Raw genomic sequence first — 17,107 nt, forward strand, 5'->3', positions numbered from 1 at the left:
CGGCGTTCGTGAGTGAGCGCGTCGTTCGTGAGCGCGGCGTTAGTGAGCACGGTCGGGCTGTGGTGGCGTTGGTAGAAGGTGGTGTCGTCAGCCGGGGAAGAGTGCGACCAACCACGTTGCCGCCAAGAGGCCGGGGCCGTGGGGAAGGCTGTCGCTGGGCCATCTCAGGCCCAAAGCGAGGGTGAACGCGCTGGCCAGCAGTGCACCGACTGGCAGAGCGAGCCATGACACCGAGGCCAGCACGGCGCCCAGCGAGCCCGCCAGCTTCACGTCTCCCCCGCCCATCGCCGAAGGTGCCAGCAGGCGAACAAGCAGGTGGAAGCCGCCGAACAGCAGGCAGCCCGCCAGCGCCCGCCACAGGTCCGCGCCGCACAGCCACAGCGTGATGCCGATCGCCGGGTACGCGGGCAGCGTCAACGCGTCCGGCAGGCGGCGGTGGCGCAGGTCGGTCACGGTCAGCAGCACGCCGAGCCACCCCAGCAAGAGCGGCACGGGCAGCCAGTACGGTGGTGCCAAGGCCCAGGCGACGAACCACAACACCGCCGTCGGCACAGCGCACCACAGCAGACCGACGTGCGCCCCGCGCGGGAGGCGGCGCAGCAACCCGGCGCCCGCGGCGCCGGCCAGGAATCCCGAGATGACCATGGGTTCAGGGTGGTCCCGGGGATGGCGGGGGTGCAACGAGAAGTGCGGGTGAATGGTCCATTCACCCGCACTCGTCCGTCAGCCGTGGACCGCCGATCAGCGCTGCCAGGAGAACAACGCGTCACCCGCCGCCACCGGACCACCGGCCTGGTCCAGCAACACCTCGGGGGCCGCGTCCAGCGCGATCACCGGGCAGATCGGCGCGAAACCCGCCGCCTCCACCTCGGCCGGGTCCCACGTCACCACGGGCTGCCCCGCCCGCACCGCCTCGCCCTTGACCACGTGCACCGTGAAGCCCTCGCCCTTGCGCTTCACCGTGTCGATCCCGAGGTGCACCAACACCGCCGCACCCTCCGAAGTGGCCACGACGAACGCGTGGGGGTGCAGCGTCACGACGGTCCCGTCCACCGGGGACACCACGTCGGCACGCACCCGCTCCGGCTCGACCGCCACCCCGGGACCCACCATGGCCTGCGCGAACACCGGGTCCGGCACCTCGGCCAACGGCACCACGCGCCCGGCGACCGGGCTCGTCACGCGCAACGTCACAGCAGGTCCTCGATGTCGCTGGCGATCGTGTCGGCCTCGGGCCCGACGACCACCTGCACGACGTTGCCCGAACGCATCACGCCGTGCGCGCCCAGGCCCTTCAAAGCCTTCTCGTCCACCAGGGAACCGTCTTCCAGCTCACAGCGCAGGCGCGTGATGCACGGCTCGATCTCCACGATGTTGTCCGCGCCGCCGAGCGCGGCGAGAATCCCGGCCGCCTTGTCGTCCGCCACTTCGAAGTCCTCTCTCGACACCTGCCCTGAGGGTGCCACCGCTCGGGCACGGTCCCGTAACGGCGGTTGACACCCGGTTGGCGCGCGGAGCATCCTCCCCGCACCAACTGGTCTAGACCGGAAAGTACCAATGCCCGGATGGCGACGCGAGCGCCGGGGAGGTGTCATGAGCCGCAACGAGATCGTCGACGGACCCAAGCCCAAGCACGCCCAGCTGCGCGACATCCTGCGGCGCATGGCCGAGCAGGAGCTCTCGCCGGGCTCGCCGATCCCGTCCGAGCGCGACCTCGCCGAGCAGTACGGTGTGTCCCGCATCACAGTACGCGCCGCCGTGGGCCAGCTCGTCGCCGAGGGCCTGCTGACCAGGGCGAAGGGCCGGGGCACGTTCACCGCCCGGCGGCGCATGGACGTCCAGTTGTACCTGGAGTCGTTCACCGACGACATGCGCAGGCGCGGCCTGACCCCCGCGACGGAGGTCCTGGCCTGCGCCGAGGAGGCGCCGCCGCCCGAGGCGACCGCCGCGCTCGGCCTGCTGCCGCACGAACCGGCGTGCCGGCTCGTCCGCCTGCGCCGGGCGGACGGCGTGCCGCTGGCCGTCGAACGGGGCTGGTACAACCCGCGGGTCGTGCCGGACCTCGACCAGCACGACCTCACCGCCTCGCTCTACACCCTCATCGCCGACACGTACGGCGTCCAACTCGACCACGCGGGCCAGACCGTGTGGGCCGAGGGCGCCGACCCCGAGACCGCGAAGCTGCTGGCCGTCCGGCCGGGCAGCCCGCTCCTCGTCTTCCGCCGGGTCTCGAGCTCACGAGGCAGACCCGTCGAGGACATGACGTCCTGGTACCGGGGCGATCTCTACCAGGTGACCATGCAACTGGACCGGACCGACCCGGAATCCGGCCCGCACCACTCCGCCAAAGGAGGTACCCCATGAGCGCCAGCGCCCCACAGGCGACCGGCGGTCGTGAGATCAAGGGCCTGGCCGGGCTGCAGCGATTCGGCCGCAGCCTCATGCTGCCGATCGCCGCGCTGCCCGTAGCCGCGCTCCTGCTACGACTCGGCCAGGACGACATCCTCGGCAAGGACTGGCTGGGCTGGAACGCCGTGGCCGGCGTCATCGGCGGGGCGGGCAACGCCCTGTTCGCCAACCTGCCGCTGCTGTTCGCCGTCGGTGTGGCCATCGGCTTCGCCAGGCGCGGCGACGGTTCCACCGCGCTGGCCGCCGTGGTCGGCTTCGTGGTGACCGAGGCGGTCTTCAAGGCGATGTCGCCGCTCGTGCTGCCGCTGCCGGAGGACGCGGCGGCGGACGCCAAGCAGGAGCTGATCAACTACTCGGTGCTGACCGGCATCGTGGTCGGCTTGATCACCGCCGTGCTGTGGCAGAAGTACCACCGCATCAAGCTGCCCGCCTACCTGGCCTTCTTCGGCGGCCGGCGGTTCGTGCCGATCCTGGTCGCGGGCGTGATGATCCCGGTCGCGGTCGTCATGGGCCTGATCTACCCGTGGTTCGACGCGGGCCTGACCTCGGTCGGCGAGGCGATCTCCAACAGCACGATCATCGGCGCGGGCATCTACGGCACCATCAACCGCCTGCTGCTCCCGCTGGGCCTGCACCACATCCCGAACACGTTCATGTGGCAGGTCTTCGGCGAGTACGAGGGCAAGACCGGCGACATCCAGCGGTTCTTCGCGGGCGACCCGTCCGCGGGCACGTTCATGACCGGCTTCTTCCCGATCTTCATGTTCGCGCTGCCGGCGGCGGCGCTGGCCATCGTGCACACCGCACGGCCGGCGCAGAAGAAGGTCATCGCGGGCATCATGGGCTCGGCGGCGCTGACCTCGTTCATCACGGGTGTGACCGAACCGCTCGAGTTCGCGTTCATGTTCGTGGCGTGGCCGCTGTACGTGATCCACGCCGTGCTCACCGGCACGTCCCTGGCGATCAGCAACGCGTTGGACATCCACAGCGGGTTCGGGTTCTCCGCGGGCGCCATCGACTACGCCCTCAACTTCAACATCTCGACCAAGCCCCTGCTGATCCTCGTGCTGGGCGTGATCTACGCGGCCATCTACTACTTCCTGTTCCGCTTCGTCATCACCAAGTGGAACCTGAGGACACCGGGCCGGAGCGAGGACGAGGACCCGGAAGCCGACGCGAGCGTGGTCGAGGGCGACAAGACCGCCACGGCCGCCAAGGGCGACAAGGAAGGCCGGTCGGACGCCACCGCGTCCTGACGGCGAGTCGAAGGAACGAGAGGACGGGTCATGCCTGAGCGACGGGTCACCGTGGCGAGCAAGGTCGGACTGCACGCGCGCCCTGCCGCACTGCTGGCGAAGGCGGCGGCCGGGCAACCGGTGACGGTCACCATCCGCAAGGACGACGGCCAACCGGTCGAGGCGGCGAGCGTGCTGGGCCTGATGACGCTCGGCGCGATGCACGGCGACGAGGTCGTCCTGACCGCGGACGGCGAGGGCGCGGACGCCGCGCTGGAGGCGATCGCGGAGATCATCGCCACCGACCTCGACGAGGGCTGATCCCCTCGGCACGACCGGCTGGGCCCTGCTCGCACCCTCGCGCGAGCAGGGCCCAGCGCGTTCTGAGCGTTGAATTCGGGGGTCCTGAACGTAGGACACGCGCGTTCTGAACGTAGGACTCACGCGACGCGAACGTAGGACTCTCGCGGACGAGCGGGGGTTAGAGGGGGAGCGGGAGGAGGTTGTCGGTGGCGGTGCGGAGGGCGGTGCGCATCGCCTCGCGCGGGGCAGGGTGGCCGGTGAACTGCTCCGACTGGCCGAAGGCCTGGTGCAGGAGCATGTCCAGGCCGGTGGCGAGGGTGCGGCCCCGCTTCTCCACGGCGTGGGCCAGCGGGGTGGGCCAGGGGTGGTAGATGACGTCCAGGACGCACGGCGCCTCGGCCAACGCCCCCGCGATCGGCTCGGTGGCGTCCGGCGGCACCGTGCTGATCAGGACGTCCGAGGCCGACGCCAGGGCGGCGAAGTCGGCGGCGTCCCAGGTCACGACGTCCAGGGCCAGGCCGAGGCGGGACGCGCACGACTCCGCCTCCGCCGCACGGCTCACCGAACGGACCACCAGCGTGACCGCGCGGACACCCACGGACGCCAGCGCCACCAGGGCCGCGGTGGCCGTGCCGCCCGCGCCCAGCAGCACCGCGCGCGAGCCGGACGTGAAGCCGCACGACGCGCGCAGCGCGCCGAGGACGCCGTCCACGTCGGTGTTGTCCGCACGCCACCCGCCGTCGACCGGCACCAGGGTGTTCGCGGCGCCCACCTGGACGGCCCGCGACGTCGCGGCCGTGGCGACGGCCAGCGCGGCGCGCTTGTTCGGCATGGTCACCGACAAGCCCACCCACGTCGAGTCCAGGCCCGTGACCAGGGCCGACACCTCGTCGGCCACGCACTCGACGCGCGTGTACGCCCAGTCGGCCAGGCCCAGGGCCGTGAACGCCGCGTTGTGCAGCACCGGTGACAACGAGTGGGCCACCGGCGAGCCGATGACCGCCGCGCGGCGAGCCTGGGCCACGGTCAGAAGACGCCTTCCGCGCGGGCCTTGTCCGACACCGACCGGTGCTCGTCGTAGGTGTTCGTGAAGCACGACGTGCCGTCCTTCTGGCACTTCACGAAGTACATCCACGGCCCGGCCTCGGGCGTGATCGCGGCGGTGATCGCCTCACGGCCCGGCGAGCCGATCGGCGTCGGCGGCAACCCGTGCACCTTGTAGGTGTTGTACGGACCGGACTTCTCGCGGTCCGCGTCGCTGGTGGTGATGTGCGGCCGGTCCAGCTTGTAGTTGACCGTCGAGTCCAGCTCCAGCTTCTGCGGCAGCGCGAGCCTGCTGTAGACGACCCGCGAGATCTTGCCGAAGTCCTTGGTCACGCCTTCCTTCTCGATCAGGGAGGCGATGACCAGCACCTCGTACGGGCGGAAACCCGTCTTGCCCGAGCCGCTGGGGATGCCGTAGCCCTGCAACCGGCCCAGGGAGGTGGCGATCACGCCCTTGAGCAGCTCGGCCGCGCTCGCGCCCGGCTTGACGTGGTACAGGCCCGGCGCGATGAGCCCTTCGAGCCGGTTCTCCTTCGGCGCCGCGGCGACGTCGGGCAGCGCCCACTCGGGGATGCCGAGGGCGGCCGGGTCGGCGTTCTCCGCCGCGTCGCGCAGCTGGTCGACCGGCACGCACTGCTTGACGCCGTCGAGCTCCACGCACGAGGCGTCGGACAGCCTCGAGAGGATGCCCTTGGTGATGCTGCCGTCCTGCGCGGTGAGGTCGTGCAGCACGTTGCCGCCCTTGACCTCCAGCGGCACGATCTTGGCCGCCTCGTCCACCATCCGCGCCACTGCGGCCTGGCCGGACATCTTGGTCTTCATCAGGTAGAACCCGGGCTGGATCGCGGTGACCCGCGAGTCGTTCGCGCCCGCCTCGGTGAACGCGCGCGCGCTGGCCACCACGCCCTGCTCCTTGAGCGTGGTCGCGATGGTGGTGACGAGGTCGCCGTCCTTGACCTCGACCACCACGTCCGCCTCGCCCGCGCCCGCGAAGTCGTCGTACGAGCCGATCCCGCTCAACGTGCGGTACCCGTAGTACGCGCCCACACCGCCGCCGGTCAGCACCAGCGCCACGACGACCCACAGGATCGTCCGCTTGCGCCTGCGCTTGGCCCGACGGGCCGCGGCGTCGCTCCTGCCGCGCGCCGCCCGCTCGTCGTGGCGGGTCTCTGGATCGGTGAACAACCCGAGGTCGTCGTTCACGAGCCGTCCTTAGCTCCGGGGGCCCGCTCCGCATCGGATCGAGCCACTTGTCGCGCCCGTGCGTCCAGCCAGGACTGCAGGATCTCGACCGCGGCAGCCTGGTCGACGACGGCGCGTTGCTTCTTGCCTCGCACCCCGCGTTCGGCGAGCACCCGGCTCGCCGTGACGGTGGTCAGCCGCTCATCGGTGAGCCGCACCGGAACCGGTGCGACTCGCTCGGCCAACGCCGCAGCGTACGCCGCCGCGGCCTCCGCCGCCGGCCCGTGCCTGCCCGCCAGCGTGCGCGGCAGGCCGACGACGACCTCCACCACGTCGTGCTCGGCGACCAGACCGGCCAGGTCGCGCAGGTCCCGGCCGGTCTTCACGTCACGCGCCAAGGTGACCAGCGGCGTCGCGAGGAACGCGCCCGGATCGCTCAACGCCACCCCGACGCGCACCGCGCCGACGTCGACGCCCAGCCTCCGACCGAGGCCGGGATCGTCGCCGGCGGGGCGGTCAGCGCTGCTCAACGGCGCGGTCCACCTCGGTGCGCAGGGCGGTGATGGCGTCGCCGACACCGCCCGGGTTCGTGCCGCCGCCCTGGGCGAGGTCCGGCTTGCCGCCGCCTCGTCCGCCGACGGCCGGGGCGAAGGCCGGCACCAGCTTGCCGGCGGCCAGCCCCAGGTCACGGGCGGCGGACGTGGTGGCGACCACGAAGCTGACCTTGTCGCCGTCCGGGGCGAACAGGCCGACCACGCCCGGCTTGTCTCCGAGCCGGTTGCGCACCTCGCCGGCGATGGTCCGCACGTCGGCGCCCGACGTGCCCTCCGGCAGCTGGAGGGCCACCACGGACACGCCGCGCACGTCCAGGGCCTGCTCGGCCAGGGAGCCGGCGTTGGCCACGAGCTGGGCGGCCTTGACCTTCTCCAGCTCCTTCTCGGCCACCCGCAGCCGCTCCACCAGGGCCTCGACCCGGGCGGGCACCTCGGCGTCGGGCACCTTCAGCATGGTGGCGACGTTCTGCACCAGGGCCCGCTCCTGGGCCAGGTACTTGAAGGCCTCGATGCCGACGTAGGCCTCCAGGCGGCGCACGCCGGACCCGACGGACGACTCGCCGATCACCGTGATGGGGCCGATCTGGGACGAGTGCTCGACGTGCGTGCCACCGCACAGCTCGCGCGACCACGGCCCGCCGATCTCGACCACGCGCACGGTCTCGTCGTAGGTCTCGCCGAACAGGGCCACGGCGCCCATCTCCTGGGCGCCACCCATGTCGGTGTAGACGACCTTCACCGGGAGGTCCTTGCGGACGGCCAGGTTGGAGACCTCTTCGATCTCGCTGCGGGCCTCCTCGGACAGGCCGCCGGTCCAGGCGAAGTCCAGCCGCAGGTAGCCCGGCTTGTTGTACGAGCCGCTCTGCAGGGCCGACGGGCCGAGCACCTGGCGCAGGGCGGCGTGCACGACGTGCGTGCCCGAGTGGCCCTGGCGGGCGCCCACACGCCACTCCGGGTCGACGCGGGCCTCGACGTGCTCGCCCTCGGCGACCTCGCCGCTGACCACGCGCACCTGGTGCACCCACAGCTTGCGGGCCACCTTCTGGACGTCGACGACCTCCAGCTCGGCGTTGGCGGTGACGATCGTGCCGGCGTCGCTCTCCTGGCCGCCGGACTCGGCGTACAGCGGGGTGCGGTCGAGCACGACCTCGACGATGTCGCCCTCACGAGCCGACTTGACCCGCTTGCCGCCGCTGACGATGCCGCGCAGGGTGGCCTCGCTGGCCAGCTCGGTGTAGCCGGTGAACTCGGTGGCGCCGAGCTCCAGCAGCTCCCGGTACACGGTCTGGTCGCCGTGCCCGGTCTTCTTGCCGGCGGCGTCGGCCTTGGCGCGGGCCCGCTGCTCGGCCATCAGCTTGCGGAACCCGTCCTCGTCCACGGTCAGGCCGGCCTCGGCGGCCATCTCCAGGGTGAGGTCGAGCGGGAAGCCGTAGGTGTCGTGCAGCTGGAAGGCCTTGTCACCGGGCAGCGTGGCGCGGCCGTCGGACTTGACCTCGGCGGCGGCGTTCTCGAAGATCCGCGACCCGGCGTCCAGCGTGCGCAGGAACGTGTCCTCCTCGGCCTTGAGCACCTGCTCGATGCGGGCGAAGCCGGACACCAGCTCCGGGTAGGACGGGCCCATGGCGTCGCGCACGACCTCGGCGAACCGCACCAGCACGGGCTCGGTCACGCCGAGCAGGCGGGCGGAGCGGACGATGCGGCGCAGCAGGCGGCGCAGCACGTAGCCGCGGGCCTCGTTGCCGGGCGTCACGCCGTCTCCGACCAGCAGCACGCCGCTGCGGGCGTGGTCGGCGATGACGCGGAAGCGCACGTCGTCGGTCTGGTTGGCGCCGTACTCCCGGCCGGAGAGCTGCTCGGCCTTGGTGATCACCGTGCGGACGAGGTCGGTCTCGTAGACGTTGTCGACGTCCTGCAGCAGCATGGCGACGCGCTCGACGCCCATGCCGGTGTCGATGTTCTTGTCCGGCAGCTCGCCCAGGATCGGGTAGTCCTTCTTGGCGCCGCCCTCGCCGCGGACGTTCTGCATGAAGACCAGGTTCCAGATCTCCAGGTACCGGTCCTCGTCGACGACCGGGCCGCCCTCCTGCCCGAAGGCGGGGCCGCGGTCGTAGTAGATCTCCGAGCACGGGCCGCACGGGCCGGGCACGCCCATCGACCAGTAGTTGTCCTCGACGTCGCGGCGCTGGATGCGCTCGGGCGGCAGCCCGGCGACCTTCTGCCACAGGTCGGCGGCCTCGTCGTCGTCCAGGTAGACGGTCACCCAGATGCGCTCGGGGTCCAGGCCGTAGCCCCCGTCGGCCCGCGGCTTGGTGACGAGGTCCCAGGCCAGCCGGATGGCGTCTTCCTTGAAGTAGTCGCCGAAGGAGAAGTTGCCGGCCATCTGGAAGAACGTGTTGTGCCGGGTGGTCTTGCCGACCTCGTCGATGTCCGGCGTGCGCACGCACTTCTGGATGCTGGTCATGCGCGGGGCGAGCGGCGGGGCCTCGCCGAGGAAGTACGGCTTGAACGGCACCATGCCGGCGTTGACGAAGAGCAGGTTCGGGTCGTCGAGCAGGAGCGAGGCGCTGGGCACGTACTTGTGGCCGGCGTTCTCGAAGTGCTCGCGGAAGCGCTTGATGATCTCGTGGGTCTGCACGGGTCTTGTCCTTCGGGAGTGTGGAAGTCACGTCGGCCGAGCCGACGATCGGGCACGGGCGCGGCGAGGCGAACGAACGACCTACCCGGCGTCGTTCGCCCCACGCGCTCGCCGACCCGGCGTGAAGCCCGTCTGACGTTCCACGGTGTCTTGCAACTCCTGTTCGCGCTCCGACATTCCGGCGCGCACCTCGGCGCCGAACGAGCCGAGGGCGCCCGCCAGCTCGCGCAGGCCCTGGCCGACGTTCTCGCCGATGCCCGCGGGCGTGGCGGCGTGCGCGGCCTGACCCGCCTTGCGGGCCGCGAACACGCCGGCGGCGATGCCGAGCCCGAACCAGAACAGCCGCCTCATCGCCTGCCCCTGCGTCGAGTGTGCTTGCTGGGAGCCTCCTTGGCCGCGCGGCGGGCGCGGATGGCCTTGCTCACGCCGTAGGACAGCGCGGCGGCCTTGACCAGCGGCCCGCCCAGCGTGGCGGTGAACAGCGAGGTGAGCGCGGAGACGTTGCCGGTGACCGCGCGGGCGTTGGCGGTGATCCCGTCCACCCGCTCCAGCTGGGTGTTCACGTGCGTGATCGTCGTGTTCGCGCCGGTGAAGATCGGGTCGCTGTTCTGGTGCGCCTTGCGGATGGCGATCGTGGCCTCGTCCAGCGTCCGGCCGAGCTTGATCAACGGGATCGCCAGCAGGAGCACAAGCAGCACGAACGCGCCGGCGGCGACCAGCGCGGCGATCTGCCCTGGCGACACGGATCCTCCTGGTGGATTGCACGGCTCAAGGTGGTGGCCAAGGTTACCGCGACCGCGTCGGGGCCTCCGAACGACATCGGCGCACGGCTGTGCCACGTGGTGGGACGCCGCCGCAAGACCCCCCATTTGGCGTCGATTCGATCGTCATCGCGGCGGCTAGCGTGGTGTCGCGAGTGATCGTCACACCACGCATGGTCACCGAGGGGCTTGACACACACCACCCGAGTAGATGAGGTAAGCCTAACCTTAGTCGATCGTCGGAGGTGCCGTGTTCGCCGTCAGTCCCTCCGGACGACCGATCCCGCCGGGCCGGCCCGCCGACGTGCTGGCCAGGGCCCGCCGGGTGCTCGGCGAGGTGCCCGAGCACGGCATCGGCGCGGACGCCGCGCTGGCCCGAGTCACGACCGTGCTGGCGGAGGGTGGCATCGACCTGACCAGCCCGTTCGCCGCCGCCCACCTCCAACCGCCGCCGCTGGCCGTCGCCGTCACGGCGGACGCGCTGGCCGGCGCGGGCAACGCCTCCCTGGACACCTACGACTCCGGTCCGGCCGCCATCGCCGTGGAGCGGTGGGTCGTCGCGGCCCTCGCCCGGTTGGCCGGGTTCGACGCCGACGCGGACGGCGTGTTCACCCCCGGCGGCACGCTGTCGAACCTGACCGCGCTGCTGCTGGCCCGGGACGCGGCGGCGGCCCGGCTCGGCCTGGACGTGCGGGCCGACGGGGTGGCCGGGCTGCCCGACCCGGCGGTGTTCTGCTCGGAGCTCGCGCACTTCTCGGTGGCGCGGGCGTGCGCGGCGCTGGGTCTCGGCGAGGACGCGGTGCGCACGGTGCCGGTGGACTCGCGCCGGCGGATGCGGCCGGACGCGCTGGCGGCGATGCTGCGCGCGGGCGGCACGCCGGTGGCCGTCGTGGCGACCGCGGGCACCACGGACTTCGGTTCGGTGGACCCGTTGCCGGAGCTGGCGGGGATCGCCCGCGAGCACGGCGCGTGGCTGCACGTGGACGCCGCCTACGGCTTCGGCGCGCTGTTCTCGGCGAAGCTGGCCGGGCTGGTGGACGGGCTGGCGTTGGCCGACTCGGTGACCGCGGACCTGCACAAGATCGGCTGGCAGCCCGCCGCGGCGAGCGTGCTGCTGGTGCGTTCGGCGGCGTTGTTCGGGCCGCTGGAGCGCTCGGTGGCCTACCTGAACCCGGAGGACGACCGGGCCGAGGGCTACGACGGCGCGCTGGGCCGGTCGTTGCAGACCACGCGCCGGCCGGACGCGGTGAAGGTGGCCGCGACGCTGCTCGCGCTGGGCCGGGCCGGGCTGGGCGCGCTGGTGGACCGGTGCCACGAGCTGGCCGGGCACGCCGCCGCGCTGATCGCCGCCGACCCGTCGTTCGAGCTGGTCGGCGGCGCGACGTTGACCACGGTGGTGTTCCGGTACCGGCCGGCCGACGAGGCGCTGGCCGACGAGGTGAACGCGCGGCTGCGGCGGGCGTTGCTGCGGGCCGGCGCGGCGCTGATCGGCCGCACCGAGGTGGACAAGGTGACGTGCCTGAAGCTGACCCTGCTCAACCCGAACGCCCGGGAGGCGGACCTGGTCGCGCTGCTGACCCTGGTCCGCGAGGCCGGTTCCGCGGCCGAACGACTGCTGGAAGGAGCTGCATGACACCCGATCCGCTTGAGGGCGACCCGCGGTCGACCGCCGAGCACGCGCACCTGGAGGCGTTGTTGCGCTGTTGGGTGCGGGAGCGGAACGTGCCGGTGACGGACCAGGTGCGCATCGAGGTGCTCGGGGTGCCCTTGGAGGCGGACGTGCGGTACTGGTCCCCCACCGGGCGGCACCGGTTCGGGCCCGTGACGTTGGCCGGCAGAGCCGCGGATCCGGTGGTGGCGGCGGCGTTGGTCGGCGCGGAGCTGGCCTCCGGCGGAGCCGGAAACCGGACGACCGCTGACGGAGTCACCGGCGCAGCCGGCAATCACACGGCCGACCTGGTGGAGCGCACGGCCGAGTCGGTGCGCCGGGTGGCGGAGTTCGTGGCCTACCGGCGGCGTGAGCCGGTGGGGCCCGCGGACCGGTTCCTGGACGCCGAGCAGCGGCTGATGCTCGGGCACCTGCACCACCCCGCGCCCAAGAGCCGGGACGGCCTGTCCGACGCCGACAACGCCCGGTACGCGCCGGAGCTGCGCGGGTCGTTCCCGCTGTTCTGGTTCTCGGCGGCGCGGGAGGTCGTGTCGCACGGCTCCGTGGCCGGTCCGGACGCGCTGACGCTGATGTCGGCGTTGGCCGGGCGCACCCCCGAGCCGGGCCGGGTGCTGGTGCCGGCGCACCCGTGGCAGGCGCACGACCTGCTGAGCAGGCCGCGGATCGCGTCGTTGATCTCGCGCGGGCTGCTGGAGCCGCTGGGCGAGTTCGGGCCCGCGTGGTCGCCGACCTCCAGCCTGCGCACGGTGTACCGGACCGGCGCGCCGGTGATGCTGAAGCTGTCGCTCGGCCTGCGGATCACGAACTCGCGGCGCGAGTCGACCTCCACCGAGCTGCGCCGCGGCTCGGAGGTGCACCTGCTGCTGGAGTCCGGCTACGCGGCCGGCACGGAGAAGGCGCACCCGGAGTTCAGCGTCGTGCGCGACCCGTCGTGGCTCGCGGTGGACGAGGGCGGCGACGTCACCGGGCTGGACGTGGCCGTGCGCGAGGTGCCGCACGACCTCGGCGACTCGCGGTGCCTGGCCGGGATGGTCGCGCCGCGGCCGGGCATCGGGCGGTCCCTGCTGGGCGAGCTGGTGCTGCGGCTGAACGCGGCCGAGTGGGTCGCCGACTACACCGACCGCGTGCTGGTGCCGATGCTGCGCCTGTACGCGGAGACCGGCATCGGGCTGGAGGCGCACCAGCAGAACACGCTGGTGCGGCTGGACCCGGCGGGCCGGGTGGTCGGCGGGCGGTACCGCGACAACCAGGGCTACTACCTGGCGTCCTCGCACCTGCCGCGGGTGCTGGAGCGGCTGGGCGTCGAGGAGTCGACGCTGGCCGTGGTGGACGACGCGGTCGTGGACGACCGGCTCACCTACTACCTGCTGCGCAACCAGGCGTTGGCGGTGATCGGCTGCCTCGGGGTGGAGGGGCTGGCCGACGAACGCGACCTGCTCGGCGTGATGGCGGCACGGCTGGAGGCGGCGCTGCCCGCGCTGGCGGAGGCGGGCCCGGACGGCGACCGGCTGGCCCGGCGGTGGCTGGAGGCGGACGTGCTGCCGTGCAAGGCGAACCTGCTGACCAGGCTGGAGGGCATCGACGAGGTGCTCGCGCCGCTGGACGCGCAGTCGGTGTACTTCGACGCGCCCAACCCGTTGCGGGAGGGCAGGTGCGCCCGGTGAGCCACCTCGACGCCTACCGGCCGACCGACGACCTGTCGGCCGTGCCCGGTCCCCCGCTGCCGGTGCTCTCGGGCGGCTGGCGGGCCCGCGCGGTCGACCCGGACACCCGCGACCTCGACCTGGTGCACCGCTGGATGCAGGCGCCGCACGTGGTCGCGTTCTGGCACCAGGCGTGGCCGCGCGAGCGGTGGGAGCAGGAGCTGCGGACGCAGCTGTCCGGGCGGCACTCGTTGCCGGTGCTGGTGAGCCGGGGCGAGGACCCGGTGATCTACCTGGAGGTGTACCGGGCGGCGCGGGACGTGGTCGCGCAGGTCTACCAGGCCCGGCCGCACGACCTCGGGCTGCACGTCGCCGTCGGCGAGCTGGCGATGACCGACCAGGGGCTGGTGCGCAAGCTGCTGCCGGAGGTGACGGCGGCGCTGTTCGACGCCGACCCGCGGTGCACGCGGGTGCTGCTGGAGCCGGACGTGCGCAACCGGCGGGCGATCGCGTCGTTCACCGCGGGCGGGTTCGCGCCGGTGGGCGAGGTGTTGTTGCCGGACAAAGTGGCCCTGCTGATGGTGCGCACGCGATGAACGCCGACGTGGTGGCGATCGGGTGCGGCCCGTTCAACCTGGGGCTGGCCGCGTTGGCGTCCACTGTGGACGACCTGGACGTGGTGGTGCTGGAGGCTCGGCCGGAACTGCGCTGGCACAGCGGGATGATGTTCGGCGACGCGGTGCTGCAGGTGAGCTTCCTGGCCGACCTGGTGACGTTGGTCGACCCGACGCACCCCCTGTCGTTCCTGGCCTACCTGCGTGACGCGGACCGGCTGTACCCGTTCTACGTGCGGGAGAGGTTCCACCCGACCCGGCGCGAGTACGAGGACTACCTGAGGTGGGCGGCGTCGCGGCTGCCGGTGCGGTTCTCGCACGCCGTGACGTCCGTGCGGTGGGAGGACGGCCGGTTCGCCGTGTCGGGGCCGGGGTTCTCGGTGGACGCGCGGCACCTGGTGCTCGGGGTGGGCACCACGCCGTCGGTGCCGCCCGCGCTGGCCGGGCTCGGTGATCGGCTGGTGCACAGCGCGGACTACCTGCACCGGCCGCCGTCCGCCGAGCGGGTGACCGTGGTGGGGTCCGGTCAGTCCGGCGCGGAGATCGTGCTGGACCTGGTGCGGCGCAACCTGGACGGCGGGCCGGCGGTGGCGTGGCTGACCCGCACGCCGGTGTTCGCGCCGCTGGACTACACCAAGCTGGTGCTGGAGATGACCACGCCGTCGTACGTGCGGCACTTCCACTCGTTGCCGCAGGACCGGCGGGACGCGTTGCGCGCCGAGCACTGGCGGCACTACCGGGCGATCTCGGCGGAGACGCTGGAGGAGCTGCACGACCTGCTGTACCGGCGGGAGTGGGAGCACGGGCTCGCGCCGGTCGAGCTGCGGCCGGGTGTGACGGTGGTGTCGTCGTCGGTCTCCGGTTCGGAGGTGGTGCTGGAGTGCGCGCACCGGGACACCGGGCGGACGTTCCGGCACCGCACCGACGTCGTCGTGGCCGCCACCGGGTACGCGCAGGCCCCGACGCCGTTCCTGGAGCCGTTGGAGCCGTTCGTGCGGCGCGATCCGCAGGGCCGCTACGTCGTGGCGCTGGACCACTCGATCGCGCTGGACCCGTCCGTGACCGGCCGGGTGTTCGTGGCGAACGCCGACCTGCACAGCCACGGCGTGGCCGCGCCCGACCTCGGCATCGGGGCGGTGCGCAACGCGACCATCGTCAACGCGGTGACCGGGCGCGAGGTCTACCCGCTGCCGAAGCACACCGCCTACACCAGCTTCAGCGCCCCGAGCGACGAGGGGCAACCGGGAGACGACGTTGACTGATCTGTGGCACGAGTGCTCGGCGGCGTTGCTGGCGAAGGCGATCGGCGAGCTGTGCTTCGAAGGGCTGCTGACCCCGACCCCAGCCGACGACCCGGCCGGCTACGAGCTGCGGTTCGACGACGCGGTCTACGCGTTCTCGGCGACGCGGTCGGCGTTCGGCGGGTGGGTGGTGCGGCCGGGGTCGGTGCGCCGGGCGGCGTCCGGGATCCTCGGCGACGACGTGGTGGAGCCGTGCGACGACGTGCAGCTGTTCGTGGTGGACGCGTTCCGGCACCTGCGGGTCGACCCGGCGACGACCGCCGGTTTCCTGGCCGAGGTGACCGCGACCCTGGCCGCCGACGTGGCGCTGGCGTCGACCGCGTGGCCGGTGGCGGAGCTGGTGCCGTTGCCGCAGGCGGAGCTCGACGGGCACCTGACCGGGCACCCGTGGCTGATCGCGAACAAGGGGCGGGTCGGGTTCTCCGCGGACGACCTGGCGCGGCACAGCCCGGAGGCGCGCACGCCCGTGCGGCTGCCGTGGCTGGCCGTGCACCGGGGGCTGGCGGAGTTCCGCGGCACGTCGTCGCTGTCGGAGGAGGTGGTGCGGGCGCGGGAGCTCGACCCGATGGCGGTCGAGCGGTTCACCGAGTCGTTGCAGGAGGCGGGGGTCGACCCGGCGGCCTACGTGTGGCTGCCCGTGCACCCGTGGCAGCTCGACCACGTCGTGCGGACGCTGTGGGCGCCGGAGCTGGCCACCGGCCGGATCGTGGAGCTCGGCGAGTCGCCGGACTGGTACCTGCCGACCCAGGCGATCCGCACCATGTCCAACGTGGACTCGCCGACGCGGTACCAGGTCAAGCTGCCGCTGCGGGTGCTGAACACGTCGGTGTACCGGGGCATCCCGCCGCACTGCACGCTCGCCGCGCCGGTCGTCACGCAGTGGCTCGCGGGTCTGTGGGCGGCCGACAAGCTCATCGGCGAGTGGGGCACGGAACTGTTGGGCGAGGTCGCTTCGGTGACCGTCCGGCATCCCCGGCTGTCACGGGCGGGCGCCGTCCCGTACCAGTGGCTGGAGACGATGGGGTGCATCTGGCGCGCGCCGGTGGCATTGCGGCCCGGTGAGCGTTCGTGGTCGTTGGCGGCCCTGCTGCACGTGGACCGCGCCGGTCGGCCGCTGGTGCTGGAGTACGTCGGCGGCACCGACCCGGCGGTGTGGTTCGCCGCGCTGCTGCGCGCCCTGCTCCGGCCGCTGCTGCACGTGCTCTACACGTACGGCGTCACGTTCAACCCGCACGGCGAGAACGTCGTGGTGATCACGGACGGCGACCACGTGCCGGTGCGGGTCGCGCTGCTCGACCTGGTGGACGACGTGAACGTGTCCGTCGACCGCGTGCCGGCGCGTGGCCTGGAACCGGACGCGCACGACCCCGTGCTGCCGCGCAAGCCGTGGCCGATCCTGCGCCAGTACATCGTGGACGCCCTGCTGGTCGGCGTCTTCCGCCCCCTGTCGGCCCTGTTCCCCCTGCCCGAGGACCGCTTCTGGGGCCTGGTGCGGGGCGAGGTCGACGCCTACCGCGACCGCTTCCCCGACCTGGCCGGCCGGATGGACTCCGGCTCCCTGACCACGCCGGAGTTCCTCCGCTACCCGCTCAACGGCTACCGCGTCACCCTGGGCTACCAGGACCTGACCGCGCGCCCCCCGGTCCCGAGGACGGGCACCCTGCCGAACCCGCTGCACGACGCCGTCCCGATCCCGCCGGCGGACGGCTGGTGAAGGTTCGGCCGCCTCGTCCGGTATCCCCGGCCGGGCGAGGCGG

General features: G+C 72.6%; 17 protein-coding genes. 8 read left to right on the top strand and 9 right to left on the bottom strand.

The window, feature by feature from the left end; genetic code table 11:
- Window positions 1-87: 87 nt before the first annotated feature.
- The 3 genes from LNK82_RS23810 to LNK82_RS23820 all read right to left on the bottom strand — a co-directional run bounded on the left by LNK82_RS23810 (window position 88) and on the right by LNK82_RS23820 (window position 1,427).
- The gene (locus LNK82_RS23810) at window positions 88-645 is read right to left on the bottom strand and encodes a prepilin peptidase (protein ID WP_230569210.1); all 558 of its coding nucleotides are present in this window, start codon (window positions 643-645) and stop codon (window positions 88-90) included.
- Window positions 646-741: 96 nt separating this feature from the next.
- Window positions 742-1,194, bottom strand: coding sequence for a PTS sugar transporter subunit IIA (locus tag LNK82_RS23815; RefSeq protein WP_230569211.1), 453 nt, complete (start codon window positions 1,192-1,194; stop codon window positions 742-744).
- Window positions 1,191-1,427: a PTS sugar transporter subunit IIB gene (locus LNK82_RS23820; RefSeq protein ID WP_230569212.1), complete on the bottom strand. Its 237-nt coding sequence runs from the start codon at window positions 1,425-1,427 to the stop codon at window positions 1,191-1,193. The genes LNK82_RS23815 and LNK82_RS23820 overlap by 4 nt, the downstream gene beginning before the upstream one ends.
- A 166-nt stretch (window positions 1,428-1,593) precedes the next feature.
- Here LNK82_RS23820 and LNK82_RS23825 point away from each other — a divergent pair, with 166 nt between their 5' ends.
- The 3 genes from LNK82_RS23825 to LNK82_RS23835 are packed head-to-tail and all read left to right on the top strand — an operon-like array spanning window position 1,594 to window position 3,965.
- On the top strand, window positions 1,594-2,364 hold the full coding sequence (locus tag LNK82_RS23825) for a GntR family transcriptional regulator (protein WP_230569213.1): 771 nt from the start codon (window positions 1,594-1,596) through the stop codon (window positions 2,362-2,364).
- Window positions 2,361-3,665 carry a PTS transporter subunit EIIC gene (locus LNK82_RS23830; RefSeq protein WP_230569214.1) on the top strand — a complete coding sequence of 435 codons (1,305 nt, stop codon included), beginning with the start codon at window positions 2,361-2,363 and terminating at the stop codon, window positions 3,663-3,665. The genes LNK82_RS23825 and LNK82_RS23830 overlap by 4 nt, the downstream gene beginning before the upstream one ends.
- 30 nt (window positions 3,666-3,695) lie before the next feature.
- On the top strand, window positions 3,696-3,965 hold the full coding sequence (locus LNK82_RS23835; protein WP_230569215.1) for an HPr family phosphocarrier protein: 270 nt from the start codon (window positions 3,696-3,698) through the stop codon (window positions 3,963-3,965).
- A gap of 160 nt (window positions 3,966-4,125) precedes the next feature.
- Here LNK82_RS23835 and LNK82_RS23840 read toward each other — a convergent pair whose 3' ends face one another.
- The 6 genes from LNK82_RS23840 to LNK82_RS23865 form a co-directional block, all read right to left on the bottom strand.
- Window positions 4,126-4,977, bottom strand: coding sequence for a shikimate dehydrogenase (locus LNK82_RS23840; RefSeq protein ID WP_230569306.1), 852 nt, complete (start codon window positions 4,975-4,977; stop codon window positions 4,126-4,128).
- A complete protein-coding gene (mltG, locus tag LNK82_RS23845; protein ID WP_230569216.1) occupies window positions 4,974-6,194 on the bottom strand; it encodes an endolytic transglycosylase MltG in 1,221 nt (406 codons plus the stop codon). Before mltG ends, LNK82_RS23840 begins: the two co-directional genes overlap by 4 nt.
- Window positions 6,191-6,703 carry a Holliday junction resolvase RuvX gene (gene ruvX / locus LNK82_RS23850; protein ID WP_230569217.1) on the bottom strand — a complete coding sequence of 171 codons (513 nt, stop codon included), beginning with the start codon at window positions 6,701-6,703 and terminating at the stop codon, window positions 6,191-6,193. Before ruvX ends, mltG begins: the two co-directional genes overlap by 4 nt.
- Entirely contained in the window at window positions 6,690-9,362 is a 2,673-nt protein-coding gene (gene alaS, locus LNK82_RS23855; protein WP_230569218.1) for an alanine--tRNA ligase, read from the bottom strand. The genes ruvX and alaS overlap by 14 nt, the downstream gene beginning before the upstream one ends.
- A gap of 81 nt (window positions 9,363-9,443) precedes the next feature.
- Window positions 9,444-9,713, bottom strand: a complete 270-nt coding sequence (locus tag LNK82_RS23860) for a hypothetical protein (protein ID WP_230569219.1) — start codon at window positions 9,711-9,713, stop codon at window positions 9,444-9,446.
- A complete protein-coding gene (locus tag LNK82_RS23865; RefSeq protein WP_053721663.1) occupies window positions 9,710-10,105 on the bottom strand; it encodes a DUF948 domain-containing protein in 396 nt (131 codons plus the stop codon). The genes LNK82_RS23860 and LNK82_RS23865 overlap by 4 nt, the downstream gene beginning before the upstream one ends.
- 268 nt (window positions 10,106-10,373) lie before the next feature.
- Between LNK82_RS23865 and LNK82_RS23870 the strand changes: the two genes are divergently transcribed.
- Genes LNK82_RS23870 through LNK82_RS23890 form a run of 5 tightly spaced genes read left to right on the top strand, consistent with a single transcriptional unit; the run spans window position 10,374 to window position 17,064 of the window.
- Window positions 10,374-11,756 (top strand): pyridoxal phosphate-dependent decarboxylase family protein, encoded by a 1,383-nt coding sequence (locus LNK82_RS23870; RefSeq protein WP_230569220.1) that lies wholly within the window; start codon window positions 10,374-10,376, stop codon window positions 11,754-11,756.
- Complete coding sequence (locus tag LNK82_RS23875; protein WP_230569221.1) at window positions 11,753-13,456, top strand: IucA/IucC family protein; 1,704 nt, start codon at window positions 11,753-11,755, stop codon at window positions 13,454-13,456. Before LNK82_RS23870 ends, LNK82_RS23875 begins: the two co-directional genes overlap by 4 nt.
- The gene (locus tag LNK82_RS23880; protein WP_230569222.1) at window positions 13,453-14,031 is read left to right on the top strand and encodes a GNAT family N-acetyltransferase; all 579 of its coding nucleotides are present in this window, start codon (window positions 13,453-13,455) and stop codon (window positions 14,029-14,031) included. The genes LNK82_RS23875 and LNK82_RS23880 overlap by 4 nt, the downstream gene beginning before the upstream one ends.
- Window positions 14,028-15,311, top strand: a complete 1,284-nt coding sequence (locus tag LNK82_RS23885) for a lysine N(6)-hydroxylase/L-ornithine N(5)-oxygenase family protein (protein WP_230569223.1) — start codon at window positions 14,028-14,030, stop codon at window positions 15,309-15,311. Before LNK82_RS23880 ends, LNK82_RS23885 begins: the two co-directional genes overlap by 4 nt.
- Window positions 15,304-17,064: an IucA/IucC family protein gene (locus tag LNK82_RS23890; RefSeq protein WP_230569224.1), complete on the top strand. Its 1,761-nt coding sequence runs from the start codon at window positions 15,304-15,306 to the stop codon at window positions 17,062-17,064. Before LNK82_RS23885 ends, LNK82_RS23890 begins: the two co-directional genes overlap by 8 nt.
- The last annotated feature ends 43 nt before the right edge of the window (window positions 17,065-17,107 follow it).

Origin of the sequence: Saccharothrix luteola (assembly GCF_020859565.1) — a bacterium.
Lineage (GTDB): Bacteria > Actinomycetota > Actinomycetes > Mycobacteriales > Pseudonocardiaceae > Actinosynnema > Actinosynnema luteola.

Coding starts and splice junctions, on each gene's coding strand:
- LNK82_RS23860 (WP_230569219.1), bottom strand. CDS start 9,713: ATGAGGCGGCTGTTCTGGTTCGGGCTCGGCATCGCCGCCGGCGTGTTC.
- LNK82_RS23885 (WP_230569223.1), top strand. CDS start 14,028: ATGAACGCCGACGTGGTGGCGATCGGGTGCGGCCCGTTCAACCTGGGG.
- LNK82_RS23830 (WP_230569214.1), top strand. CDS start 2,361: ATGAGCGCCAGCGCCCCACAGGCGACCGGCGGTCGTGAGATCAAGGGC.
- LNK82_RS23875 (WP_230569221.1), top strand. CDS start 11,753: ATGACACCCGATCCGCTTGAGGGCGACCCGCGGTCGACCGCCGAGCAC.
- LNK82_RS23825 (WP_230569213.1), top strand. CDS start 1,594: ATGAGCCGCAACGAGATCGTCGACGGACCCAAGCCCAAGCACGCCCAG.
- LNK82_RS23810 (WP_230569210.1), bottom strand. CDS start 645: ATGGTCATCTCGGGATTCCTGGCCGGCGCCGCGGGCGCCGGGTTGCTG.
- LNK82_RS23835 (WP_230569215.1), top strand. CDS start 3,696: ATGCCTGAGCGACGGGTCACCGTGGCGAGCAAGGTCGGACTGCACGCG.